At 61.8% G+C, this 12,234-nt stretch carries 11 protein-coding genes; 5 read left to right on the plus strand and 6 right to left on the minus strand.

Going from position 1 to position 12,234, the window contains the following annotated elements:
• Positions 1-145: 145 nt before the first annotated feature.
• Both NKJ23_RS25350 and NKJ23_RS25355 read right to left on the minus strand, forming a co-directional pair.
• The gene (locus NKJ23_RS25350) at positions 146-304 is read right to left on the minus strand and encodes a hypothetical protein (RefSeq protein ID WP_352589246.1); all 159 of its coding nucleotides are present in this window, start codon (positions 302-304) and stop codon (positions 146-148) included.
• Positions 297-1,622: an NAD(P)H-dependent oxidoreductase gene (locus NKJ23_RS25355; RefSeq protein WP_352634686.1), complete on the minus strand. Its 1,326-nt coding sequence runs from the start codon at positions 1,620-1,622 to the stop codon at positions 297-299. The genes NKJ23_RS25350 and NKJ23_RS25355 overlap by 8 nt, the downstream gene beginning before the upstream one ends.
• A gap of 164 nt (positions 1,623-1,786) precedes the next feature.
• Here NKJ23_RS25355 and NKJ23_RS25360 point away from each other — a divergent pair, with 164 nt between their 5' ends.
• From NKJ23_RS25360 to NKJ23_RS25375, 4 genes are all read left to right on the plus strand, one after another.
• Positions 1,787-3,142 (plus strand): pilus assembly protein TadG-related protein, encoded by a 1,356-nt coding sequence (locus NKJ23_RS25360; RefSeq protein ID WP_352683149.1) that lies wholly within the window; start codon positions 1,787-1,789, stop codon positions 3,140-3,142.
• 26 nt (positions 3,143-3,168) lie between these two features.
• The gene (locus NKJ23_RS25365; RefSeq protein ID WP_352571642.1) at positions 3,169-3,588 is read left to right on the plus strand and encodes a TadE/TadG family type IV pilus assembly protein; all 420 of its coding nucleotides are present in this window, start codon (positions 3,169-3,171) and stop codon (positions 3,586-3,588) included.
• Positions 3,578-3,982: a TadE/TadG family type IV pilus assembly protein gene (locus NKJ23_RS25370; RefSeq protein ID WP_352571643.1), complete on the plus strand. Its 405-nt coding sequence runs from the start codon at positions 3,578-3,580 to the stop codon at positions 3,980-3,982. Before NKJ23_RS25365 ends, NKJ23_RS25370 begins: the two co-directional genes overlap by 11 nt.
• Before the next feature lie 174 nt (positions 3,983-4,156).
• The gene (locus tag NKJ23_RS25375; RefSeq protein WP_352683151.1) at positions 4,157-5,038 is read left to right on the plus strand and encodes a YihY/virulence factor BrkB family protein; all 882 of its coding nucleotides are present in this window, start codon (positions 4,157-4,159) and stop codon (positions 5,036-5,038) included.
• A gap of 114 nt (positions 5,039-5,152) precedes the next feature.
• On the opposite strand, the gene NKJ23_RS25380 is transcribed toward NKJ23_RS25375, so the two are convergent.
• From NKJ23_RS25380 to NKJ23_RS25395, 4 genes are all read right to left on the minus strand, one after another.
• Positions 5,153-5,914, minus strand: coding sequence for a glutamine amidotransferase (locus tag NKJ23_RS25380; protein WP_352683153.1), 762 nt, complete (start codon positions 5,912-5,914; stop codon positions 5,153-5,155).
• An 87-nt stretch (positions 5,915-6,001) separates the two neighbouring features.
• Entirely contained in the window at positions 6,002-7,003 is a 1,002-nt protein-coding gene (locus tag NKJ23_RS25385; RefSeq protein ID WP_352624340.1) for a rhamnose ABC transporter substrate-binding protein, read from the minus strand.
• Positions 7,004-7,049: 46 nt separating this feature from the next.
• Complete coding sequence (locus NKJ23_RS25390) at positions 7,050-8,039, minus strand: ABC transporter permease (RefSeq protein ID WP_352614739.1); 990 nt, start codon at positions 8,037-8,039, stop codon at positions 7,050-7,052.
• Positions 8,036-10,594 carry an ATP-binding cassette domain-containing protein gene (locus NKJ23_RS25395; RefSeq protein WP_352683155.1) on the minus strand — a complete coding sequence of 853 codons (2,559 nt, stop codon included), beginning with the start codon at positions 10,592-10,594 and terminating at the stop codon, positions 8,036-8,038. The genes NKJ23_RS25390 and NKJ23_RS25395 overlap by 4 nt, the downstream gene beginning before the upstream one ends.
• Before the next feature lie 197 nt (positions 10,595-10,791).
• Here NKJ23_RS25395 and NKJ23_RS25400 point away from each other — a divergent pair, with 197 nt between their 5' ends.
• A complete protein-coding gene (locus NKJ23_RS25400) occupies positions 10,792-12,075 on the plus strand; it encodes an ROK family transcriptional regulator (RefSeq protein ID WP_352683157.1) in 1,284 nt (427 codons plus the stop codon).
• The last annotated feature ends 159 nt before the right edge of the window (positions 12,076-12,234 follow it).

The raw sequence follows: 12,234 nt of genomic DNA on the forward strand, positions 1-12,234 counted from the left end.
CTTCTGGGGGAGCCGGTCGGCGGTGATGGTCGACCGTTCCTTTCGGCAATAGCAACCGGTAGAAAAGCCGTTACGCGGCGTTCCTTCGCGCCCTCCACTGTCCTGCCGACATCAAAATCGCGATAGCCTAGAATGTCGACAGATATCAGCGATGTCCCCACAAGTCGTCGATCTCGTCCTTGTTCACGGGCCGCCCGTCTTTGCCGGCTTTGGCTTTGAGATCATCGGCAATGGCCGCGAGCCGCTCTGCCAGAGAAGGGCGTCCATTTTCCCGCTTCAACTCGGATTCACGGACCTCAGCCATCACCAAGATTCCCATACAGCATCTCGTCCTGCAGCCGGCGCAAGGCGAACAGCCCGGTCGTCGGGTCGGGCGCGGCATTGTCGGCGGTGAGCAATTCGCCTTTCCTCACCGGTTTCAGCACCTTGCCGCCTTCGAGCAGACCGACCGGCACGGCGCGATGGGCGCGGGCCTGTTCGACGGTCATGGTCCAGGAGCGGTAGCAGGTCTCGCCGATCGCATCGAAAACCTCGCCTGCCGCCAGATCGCGCTTGGCCACGGCGCAGACCTCGGCCACCGGCCGCGGCAGCGGCACCATGTCGGGCTTGCCGTAAAGCGCGATGCGAGCGGCCGTCAGCGGCACTTCCAGCGAGGTCAGATGGTAGGGTCTGAAGAAGCTGTAATAGGGACCGTGGCCGATATGCAGATCGTCCATGCGCTCGATGATGCGCGGATGCGTCGCCTCGACGATGACGAAGACCCCGGGCGCCACGCCCTTGCCGACGGTGTAGTCGACGACGCCCTTCTTCGACAGAATGCCGCCCTGCTCGCGCGGGATCAGCACCTTGACCAGCTCGTCGCGATCGGCCTTGGGCCCGTGCATGCCGGGAACGTCGGGCACCAGCCCGGTGGCGTTGGCAATGGCGCACATCTCGACCATGGTTTTCGAGCCGTCGACGAACTCGACCAGCATGCGCGGATTCATGTTGCGGCGCAGCGCCTCCTCGCGGTAGTCGTCGGGAACGGCGTCGTGGTTGAGAGGGTTGTTCTTGCCCTTGCCGGCGGAGACGATGGTGTAGCCGAGCGCCGAAGCGAACTCGATCAGCTCCATGCAGCTCGACGGCTCGTCGCCAGCGCCGACCGAATAGACGACGCCGAGCCGGTCGGCCTGCTGCTTTAGATAGCAGCCGATGGTAACGTCGGCCTCGACATTCATCATCACCAGGTGCTTGCCGTGCTGCATCGCCATCAGGTCGAAATCGGCGGCGACCCCGGGCTTGCCGGTGGCATCGATGACGACATCGATGAGCGGATTGGTGACCAGCATCTCGTTCGAGGTGATGGCGATCTTGCCGCTTTCGATCGCCTGGCTGACCTTCGAAGCGCTGTCCGCTTCGGCTGCCATCGCCTGGTCGCCATAAGCAATGCGGATGGCCTCACGCGCCGTATGCGGGCGGCGCGTCGAGATCGCGCAAACCGAAATGCCCGGCATCAGCATGCCTTGCGTCACCAGGTCGGTGCCCATCTCGCCAGAACCAATGACGCCGATGCGCACCGGGCGGCCTTCCGCGGCACGCTTGGCAAGATCGCGGGCAAGCCCGGTCAAGGCGACATTGGTCATACTGGAAACGTCCACTGCTTTTTGATTTGAAGCGGGAATAGCAGGGAACGGCAACCCATTGCCAATCGAAACCGGCCGCGGCGGTCTTTTCTTGCGCATGACCCCGGAAACCAGAATTGTTCCTATGAAGACATGCACCCGGCCGAAGGACTAACGAGGGTCCTGTGGCGCCAAAGGCCCGCGTTGAAGCGGCGGAACGGGCCGTTAAGCCCGGATGGATCGCAGCCAAGAAATGTACGGAAATTCTTAGTCATTCTTTTATGCAATCCTGCTTTAATGGGGAAATGGACTGGCGTGCCCGCATTTTTAGGTGTTTTTTCCGCGCTATGCGACCGATCGGCGAGAGCGGCAACGTTGCTACTATTTTTGCTCTGTCTTTGCCGATTGTCGTCGGCGGTGCGGGCCTCGGTATCGAGACTTCCTATTGGTATTACAGCAGCCTGAAGCTACAAGCGGTGGCGGATGCGGCGGCCTATGCTGGCGCTTTGGAAAAGGTTTCGGGATCCGACACGCCAAAGATTGTCTCCGCAGCGACAGCGTCAGCGACCACGAACGGCTGGGGACCGTCAGCAGGTACAATAGAGGTTTTCTCGCCTCCGTCAGCCGGTCCAAATGTCGGAAAAAAGGCGGTTGAGGTAGTCGTTCATCAGAACCTCGATCGGTTCTTTACGTCGATATTCACGCAAAACGCAGTTGGCGCACAAGCAAGGGCGGTGGCTCTTATTACGGATGCTTCAAAAGCCTGCATTTTGACGGTCGATCCTTCCGCTTCGAAAGCGGCGCTCTTTTCCGGCAGTTCGACCACAAAACTGACAGGCTGCTCCGTCATGTCGAATTCGATAGCTCCGGACGCCATCAAACTTCAGGGATCGGCAAGCCTTGATGTCGATTGCCTGATATCGGCAGGCGGTGTTTCGTTGAGCAACGTCGTGAAGACCGTTTGCGCCAGCCTGATAACTCAGGCGCTGCCCGCTGCTGATCCTTTTGCCGACCTGCCGGCGCCGCCGGCCACGAACCCTTGTCAAAACGGCAATCAGTCAACCTTGCAACCTGGAACATACTGCAAGGGGCTCAGCTTGAGCGGCAATGTAACCCTCTCGCCCGGGATATACGTCATTGAGGGAGGCGATTTCAAAGCGAGCTCGAATGCAAATATTTCCGGCGAGGGTGTCGTCATTTATCTGGCCGATACCTCCGGCGTTAGCATGAACGGCACGGCGACCGTCAAGCTCAGCGCACCGACGTCGGGCACCTATTCAGGTGTGCTGTTCTATGGCGACAGAGCCAACCTGGCGGGATCCAACACGTTTAATGGCACGGCGGATTCGCTATTGACCGGCGCTCTGTATTTTCCAACACAGGGCGTCAATTATCTCGGCAATTTCTCGGGCAAAGGTGGTTGCACGCAGGTCGTCGCAAGTACCGTGCAATGGTCCGGCAACGCAAACATCATTCAGGATTGCACGAGCCTTGGAATGCGAGACATTCCGGCCACGCAAACCGTTCAGCTTGTCGAGTAGTTTTCGTGGATCGGCTACAAGTCCGGATGTTCCGGAGTGATTCGGGTGTTGCCGCGGTAGAGTTTGCGCTGGTTCTGCCCATCCTTTGCCTGGTACTTCTTGGCATCATCGACGGCTGGTCTTTTGTCTCGAGCGCATTGTCGATGCGTGCAGGCGTCAAAACCGCGGCGAACCTCGTGATGCAAGGAGCAGTCGAGGATACGACCATCCAAGCTGTCGCTCTTTCGAGCTGGGAAAACCATCCTGATGGCGCGCAGGTGGCAGTGAGCCGGAAATACATGTGCGGGAACATCGTGGCCGATCCATCGGTCCTGTGCGACACTTTGAAAGCCCCCTCGGTCTTCCTCGTAATACAGGCGACAGCCACCTGGTCACCGCCCTTCAGTTTTGGCGCGTTTTCCCTCTCGCGCGAACTCAGTCATCAACAGGTGATTCGTGTCCGCTAAGTCGAGAGCTTTCACGGGGGATGCATCAGGCGGAGCTGCATTAGAGTTCGCGCTGATCGCGCCTTTTCTGATAATGCTTTTGATCGGCATCTTTGCATTCGGCTGGGCTCTGAATGCTATGTCGAGTGTTCGGTACACGCTGGAAACGTCGTCACGTGCGCTGCAAATGAAGAACTCGCTGACTCAGGCCCAGATCCAAGCCATTGCCACGGAAAAATTACTGGATTTGGGATTGAAAGACGTCGACGTAACAATAGCAATCGACGTCGCCAGCGGCGGCTTTCGCATGGCACATCTGACCGCCCAATATGCGTTCGTGATCGAGTTCCCGTATTTCAACCGATATCCGATACATTATCAGACAACTGTCACAGTTCCCCTGATTGCATCGTGAGCACGTCCCCGGCCAGTCGAGCGGCACCTTTCGCAGGATGTTCGCTGCACGCCGCCTTTATAGGCGATCGCCTTGTACAGCGTGCCGTTGCCGGCTTTGTTCCGGCCGAGCCCCCACCCCTCGCCTAGTGCTGCGCCGCCGCTACTTGTTTGTTGACAGGCATGCGAGGCCTACATGTGGAATTTGGCAGCAGAGGGCTGGAGGCTCCTCAAGCAGAGCGTCATCGGCTTCATCGACGACAATGCGCTGAGCCATGGGGCGGCGATAGCGTTTTATGCCACGACCTCGCTTGCGCCGATCCTGCTCATCGTTGTCGCTATTGCCGGCATGGCCTTCGGGCACGAGGCGGCGCAACTCGCCCTTTCGGCACAGATCGCTGGCCTGATGGGGCCGCAAAGTGCCGAGCTGCTGCGAGCTACGATCGAAAACGCCTCGCAGAAGGAAGCCGGAACCCTCGCCAGCATTCTGGGGCTGGTCACGCTGTTCGTCGCCGCATCCGGCGTGTTCGGCGAGATGCAGCTGGGGTTGAACGAAATCTGGAAAGTCAAACCGAGCGGGGCAACGATTTCACGAATGGTTCGGGCACGCATTGCAAGCCTGGGCCTGGTCGCCGCCCTCGGTTTTCTGCTCTTGGTGTCGCTGGTCGTAAGCGCTGCAATTTCGGCGCTCGGAGAAGTCATCAACGCCTACCTGCCGTTCGGCACCATCATCCTGAGCACCATCAACGGGATCGTCTCGTTTGCCCTGATCACGCTGCTGTTTGCCGCAATCTACAAGGTGCTGCCGGACCGCAGCCTGCAATGGCGCGATGTCGGCATCGGCGCCGTGGTCACCGGGTTTCTGTTCACCATCGGCAAGTCGCTGATTGGCTGGTATATCGGAACCAGCGCCATCTCATCGTCATACGGCGCGGCCGGCGCCCTGCTCGTCGTGCTGTTATGGGTCTATTATTCGGCCGAGATATTTCTGCTGGGCGCCGAATTCACGCGAGCCTATTCGGTTCGACACGGCAGCCGGTCCGATTTGAAGAACAAGGTGGAATTGCATGGCAAATGAGTTCACGCCGAAATTCGACCTAGCCGGCAAGGTGGTGCTGGTCCCCGGGGCCTAGCGCGACAGCGGAGGCAGCGGCAGGCGGACTGCAGTGGTCAAACCTGGTGTCCGGCTTCCTCATTCATCGCCGGCGAGCCAACGGACCATGTTCGCCATCAGTCTTCCGTAGAACGGCCATCCGAGGAAATCCTGCGAGAGCCAATGCGGGCCGATATCGGTTGCCCAGGCAATCGTGCGGCCGCGGCCATGGCTACCGACGGCAAGGAGCGGCCAGTCGGTGCCGCGATGGTGGCAGGTCGCCAGAAGCCGGGACGAACCGTCGCGCCTGAATTCCAGCTTGTTCATGCCGAGAATCGGTGGCAAAGGCCCCTCCACCCCGGAAAAAATCGGATGTGACGACTGCAGGATGGAGGCCTCCAGGCCTTGCGGCACCTCCATGCCGTCGCAGTAGGGTAGGCAACGGACCGGCAGAGCGTCCTCGACCGGGGTGTCGTGGAAACGCGCCGTCCCGAACATGCCCTGAAAGCCCATGTAACCGCCGGCCAGCATCAGCCCGCCGCCACCTTCGACATAGGCCTTGAGCACATCGAGGCGGTTGACGCCGACACGCCCGGCGCGGGCATCCGGCGTCACCAGCAATGTCAGGGCGCCGACGTCGGAGATCACCACCGCCTGATATTGGGCGAGCCCATCGAGGTCATAAGGAAACTCCGCGCTGCAACGCTCGCCGCCGATCTGCGTGACCGCGATGCCTTCAGTGGCCAGCGCGGCATTGAAGGCCGTCGCACCATTTGTCGAGGCCGCACTTGTAAGCACGTCGCTGCCGATGGCAACCGAGGTCGTCGCTGCAAAGGTTTCGCCTGCAAGCAATATCTTCATTGCCGCCCCGCACTGTTTTCATTCGAGAGGTTTTTAGGAAGGGCGCCGGATGGGCCGGCGCCCCCCTAGAACTCAAGCTCTATAGGATCAGAATTTGAACTCGGCCAGATTTTCGGGAGTCACGATCTTGGCCGGACCAAGGATCAGTTCGCCGCCGGCGCCAATCGTGTATTCGCCGAGCCTGCCTGCCGTGAACTTCTCACCCTCCTTGCCGGTGATCTTGCATTGCGCAAACGCCTGGGCCGTCTGATAAGTAAGATAGCCAAGATCGGTGACGTTCCACCAGATATCCTGAGCCGCTTCGTCCTTGATGTATTTCGAGATCAGAGTGGCCGGCGCGAGGCCGGTCAGCTTGACCTTGCCGATCATGCCCGCTTCCTCGAGTGCACGCGCGGCCGCCGGAAGGCCGATGCCTGCAGGGACGATTATCACCTTGAGATCGGGAAACGCCTGGACCAGCGCCAATGCCTGCTGCTGGTTGATCTGTTCGCTTTCTTCGCCATAGGCCACCTGCACCAGCTTCATTTTGGAGAACTTCGGCTCGGCCGCCATCTTCGCCTTCATGAAGTCGATCCAGGCATTCTGGTTGGTCGCCGTCGGCGTCGACGACAGGATCGCGAATTCGCCTTCACCGCCGCTGAGGGCGAATGCACTTTCGAGCATCATCTCGGCGAGGCTGTCGCCCTTCACCTGATTGACGAATACCGCACGCGCATCGGCGGCCACATCGGAGTCATACGAAATCACCCTGACGCCCTGCTGAACGGCGCGCTTCAGCGCAGGCGCGACGGCATTGGCGTCGTTGCCGGCAATTGCGATGACTCCGACCTTCTGCGACACGAGGCTGTTGATGAAATCGATCTGCGCCTCGGCGGTCGCCTGCGATGGGGCGACCTGGGTAGCGGTGCCGCCAATTTCCTTGGCTGCCTCTTGTGCGCCTCCGAAGGCCACTTTGAAGTAGGGATCCGTGTCGAGCTTGGGCAGGAAACCGACCGTTACGGGTTCCTTGGCGCACTCCTGGCTGAAGGCCAGCGAGCTTGGCGCAAGCAGAACCGCGGATGCGAGCAGGGCTAATCTAAACGCTTTCATTGTGACTCCTCCGTCAAAATTCGGGCTTGAAGGAAGGGGCCCGAGATCACCCCTTTGTCTCGCGCATTGCGCGGGATCTGCTGAGCATCTCCTGTGTGGAGCGCCAGTAATTGCCGACCAGCAGCGAGCCGATCAGAAGCAGGCCGATGATCATGCCCTGCGCGTCGCCACCGATCTGGTTCAGCGCCAGCACGTTGCGGATGATGGCGATCAGGACCAGTGCCAGCATGACGCCGGTCAGGCGGCCCTTGCCGCCAAAGACGCTGACGCCGCCGAGCAGCACGATGGTGATGACGTCGAGCTCCATGCCGAGCGCATTGTTGGCGCGGGCGTTGGAAAGGCGCGCGGTATAGACGATGCCGGCTATCGCCGCGACGACGCCCGAGACGACGAACAGGTTCAGCACCATCCGGCGCGTGTTTATGCCGGAATAGCGCGCCACTTCGGGGCTGCCACCGAGCGCGTAGATGCGCTTGCCGGTCGGCGTCTTCTGCAGCACGACCGCAAACACCGGCGCCAGCACCAGGAAGGGCACGATGGTCCACGGTATCTCGGTGCCAGGCAGGTTGTTGATGCCGAAATCGACGACCGCGGGCGGCAGGATGTTGACCGAGCCGGTGCCGAGCAGGATGTAGCCAATGCCTCGATAGAGCGCCATGGTGCCGAGCGTCACAACCAACGACTGCAGTCCAAGGCCCGAGACCAGATAGCCGTTGAAGGCGCCGAGCAGGCCGCCGATGACGAGCGTCAGCGGGATTGCGGCAAGTGTCGGCACACCGGCCTGGACCAGCAAGCCAAAGACGACGGACGTCAGCGCCAGCACCGAGGCGATCGACAGGTCGATCTCGCGGGTGATGATGAGCAGCGTCATCGGCAGGATCAGCAATGCCTTTTCCGAGGCGCTGGCGGCCAGTTGCGAGAGATTGAAGCCGGAAACGAAATTCGGCACGAAGATCGCGGCATAGAGGAAGATGGCCACGCAAGAGGTCGCCAGCAGCAGATCCCAGAAGTCGATCGAACGGAGGAACTTTTTCACCGCGCCCTCGCCTGTCTTGCCTGCTCCGCACGCCGCACGATGAAGGTGTCGATGCCGATGGCGACCAGGATCACCAGGCCGTAGACGCCCTGCAGCCACAGCGGGTCGACGCGCACCAGCGTCAGCCCGTTCTTGATGACGAGCAGCGTGAGCGCGCCGAGGATGATACCGAGCAGCGTGCCCGAACCACCGCGGATGGCGACGCCGCCGACCACCGCCGACGCGATCACGGTGAGTTCGAAGCCGAGCGCGACGCGGGCATCGATGGTCGCATAGCGCGATGCCCACAGCGCGCCGCACAGGCCGCCGAGCAGGCCGGCCATGCCAAAGGCCAGCAGAATGCGGCGGTCGACGGGGATGCCGATAAGACGCGCGCCGTCGGGATTGGAGCCGGCGGCGAACAGTTCGCGCCCGATGGCCGTGCGATAGAGCAGCACGTAGCCCAGGCACAGGATGACGATCGCGATGACGACGATCAGCGGCACGCCGGCGATCTTCAGGCCGGTCATGTCGAGCCAGGCTTGCGTGACTTCGTCGGCGCTGATCTGGTCACCGGCTGCCCAGATCGAGTTGAAGCCGCGGAAGATCGACATCGAGGCCAGCGTGACGACGATCGCCGGGATCTTTCCCCTGGTGACGACGAGGCCGTTGATCAGGCCGGCGACGCCACCGACGGCGCATGCGGTTATCAGGCCAATGCCGATGTCTAGCCCTGGATAGGCCTGGACCATGCTGGCCGCCATGTAAGCCGACAGGCCGATCACCGCAGCGATCGAAAGGTCGATGTTGCGGGTGATCAGCACCAGCATCTGCGCGAGTGCTGCAACGACGAGCAAGGCGGCATCCATCGACACGGCGGTCAGGTTTGCAGCGCTCACCATGCGCGGGTTGATGACGGTGACCGGGATGGCGACCGCCAGCATCGCGGCGAGCAGACCGAACTCCCGCCGCTTCAGTATGTCGAGCGGTCCTCTTCTCTTCTCCTCGCCGGTGGCCTGTGCCGCCGCATCGGCGCTTTCGCCGGCCTTGGTCGCTGCTTCCAGCACCTTTTCCTGAGTGGCTTCGCCCCTGGCAAATTCGGCCGTCCGATGGCCTTCGCGCAGGACGATGATGCGGTCACACATGCCGATGAGCTCGGGCATTTCGGAGGAGATCAGGATGATTGCCATGCCCTGGGCGGCAAGGTCGGCGATCATCGCATGCACTTCCGCCTTGGTGCCGACGTCGATGCCTTGCGTCGGCTCGTCGAGGATGAGGACGCGCGGTTCGCTGCGCAGCCATTTGGCCAACACCACCTTCTGCTGGTTGCCGCCGGACAGTTCCTTTACCGGCTGCGCGTAGCCGGAAAAGCGAAGCTTCATGCGCTTCAGCCAGTCCGAAACCAGATTGATCGCGCGGTTCGTGCCGTAGAAGCCGGAGCGGGCTGCCTTGTCGAGGACTGGCAGCACCGCGTTGTCGAGGATGGAAAAATCCATCACCAGGCTCTGGCCCATGCGGTCTTCAGAGACATAGGCGATACGCGCATCCATGGCGTCGCGTGCCGACGCGAAGCGCACTGCTTCGCCGTCGATCAGGATTTCGCCGGCATCGGACTGGTCGATTCCGAACAGCACGCGCGCGATCTCGGTCCGCCCGCTGCCGACCAGGCCGCCGAGCCCGAGCACCTCGCCGGCATGGAGCTTGAGGTCGATATTGGAAAAGCCGCCGGCGTGCGAAAGCCCCCTCGCCTCCAGCACCAGTGCGCCGGTGGCGTGGCTTCGTTGCGGATAGAGGTCGGTGACCTCACGGCCGACCATCATGCCGATGGCAGCGGCGCGGCCAAGCTCGGCCTTCGGCTTGACGCCAATGAGGCGCCCGTCGCGCAGCACCGCGATGCGGTCGGCGATGCGGAAGATCTCGTCCATGCGGTGGCCGACGAACATCATCGCCACGCCGTGCAGCCGCAGGTCGGCGACGACAGTGAACAGCCGCTCGACCTCGCGCTGTGACAGGGCGGCCGTCGGCTCGTCCATGATCAGCACCCGCGCGTCGAGCGACAGGGCGCGGGCGATCTCGACCAGTTGCTGTTCGGAGGTGCGCAACGTTCCGAGCCGGGTTTCGGCCGGCACGTCGAGGCCGACTGTCGCCAGCACCCTGCTCGCGCCGGCAAGCATGGCGGCGTTGTCGATGCCGCCGAAGCGATCGCGCGGCATATGGCCGAGATAGATGTTTTCCGCCACCGAAAGATCCGGGAAAAGACCGGGGTGCTGGTGCATGACCGAGATGCCGGCAGCCTGGGCGTCGTGCGGCGAATGGAAGACCACAGGCTTGCCATCGACTTCGACATGGCCGCCGGTCGGAAGATACACGCCGGCCAGCAGCTTCACGCAGGTGCTCTTGCCGGCGCCGTTTTCGCCAAGCAGAGCCAGCACCTCGCCTGAGCGCAATTCGAAGGACGCGTCCTTGAGGGCAATCGTGCCGCCGAAGGCTTTTGTCGCCTGAACCAGGGCAACGGGGACAGCCGCGTCGCTCTTCACCATGGCGTCGGCTTCGCCTAATGCGCCCAAGTGCAGCACCTTTCCTCCCTGGTCCTGTTTTTTCAATTTGCTATATTAAATGGCCGAATGCCGCAACTGGAAAATTGACTTCCATGGCCGCGAAGGGCACTGTCGCGTCGCGCACGGGTGCGATTGGAGTGCTCGACCCCGCGGCAGCCGCAAAGCTGCAAGCGGCTGGAGTGGCTCTGCGGGAATGAATGGGGGAGGCGCCGGTTTTGTCCGGAAAAGGCAGCAATTCGGTCAAGGTTCGGCATTATAACGAGCGCTTCGTGCTTGATGCCATTCGCCGCCTGAAGGAGGCATCCAAGTCCGATCTGGCGCGCGCCGCAAATCTGACGCCGGCCGCGGTCGCCACCATTGTCGACGGGCTGGAATCGTCCGGATTCGTAAAGCAAGTGGGAAAAAGGTTCGGGCAACGCGGATCGCCATCCACTCTCTACCGACTTGCACCTGAGCGTATCTACAGCGTCGGCATCAAGATCGGCCGGCGCGCGCTGGAAGCCGTGCTCGTCGACTTTGCCGGCGAGGTCCGCTCGCGCGAGTCGCACGAATATCGCTTTCCGGATCCCGACATGGTGCTCAAGACCGGCAACATGTCGCTGGCCAATTTCGACAAGCTGGTCGAGGGGCTTGGCGATGCCAGCATCGTCGGTGTCGGCATCGCCTCGCCATATTTCCTCGGCGGCTGGAGCGAGGAACTCGGCTTTCCCGACGACCTCGGCAGCCGCTGGGAAGCAATCGATCTGACGACATTTTTCGCCACAAAGCCGAAGACCCCGGTCTTCGTGGAAAACGACGCGTCATCGGCCGCACTCGCCGAACTCATCCAGGGGACCGGCGCGCGGTTCCGCGACTTCATGCATATCTCGATCGACACCTTTGTCGGCGGCGGACTGGTGCAAGGCGGCAAGGTCCACACCGGGCCGCACGGCAACAGCGCCGCGCTCGGTCCTTTGCCGGTCTCGCCTTCAAGCCTCGATTCGGTGGCGGCCAAGCCGGCGCGCTACCAGAGCCTGCTGCATCGCGCTTCGATCTATGTGCTGGTCAATCATCTCAAATCGCGCGGCATCGAGATCAACCGCGTGCGCGAACTCGACCCCTTGCCGCCGGGGGCGCGCGAGCCGCTGTCCGAATGGATCGACGATTGTGCCAATGCGCTGGTCGAGGCGATCATCGCCATCACCTCCGTCATCGACATCGAGGCGATCGTCCTCGACAGCATCCTGCCGCGGCCGATTCATCTCGAGCTGTTGGCGAAGGTGCAGACCCAGTTCAACAGGATCAGCGCCATCGGCATCGTGGCGCCGGAAATCGTGTCGGGACAATTCGGCCCCGAGGCTTCGCCGATCGGCGCGGCGATGCTGCCGTTCTCGGCACTGTTGGCGCCCGACAGCGGCGTGCTCATGATCGGCAAGGACAGAACAATGCTGCCGGGCAGCCTTTCGAGGCTTGCCAGCCAAGGCCAACCAGCGAGAAGCTCGGCGACTTCAACGGGATAGGATGGCGCTGCGAAAGAGCATCAAGCTCCGGGCATCATCAACATCAGCTCGCAGTCCGGCACGGGCACGACGGGCTTTTTGCGTCGGCACTGGAACTTTTAGCAGCTGCTAATCTTCATTCGTCACCAACATTGAAATGCCGATCGGTCCGCGCTCCGC

The sequence above is a fragment of the Mesorhizobium sp. M0184 genome, from assembly GCF_040322215.1.
Lineage (GTDB): Bacteria > Pseudomonadota > Alphaproteobacteria > Rhizobiales > Rhizobiaceae > Mesorhizobium.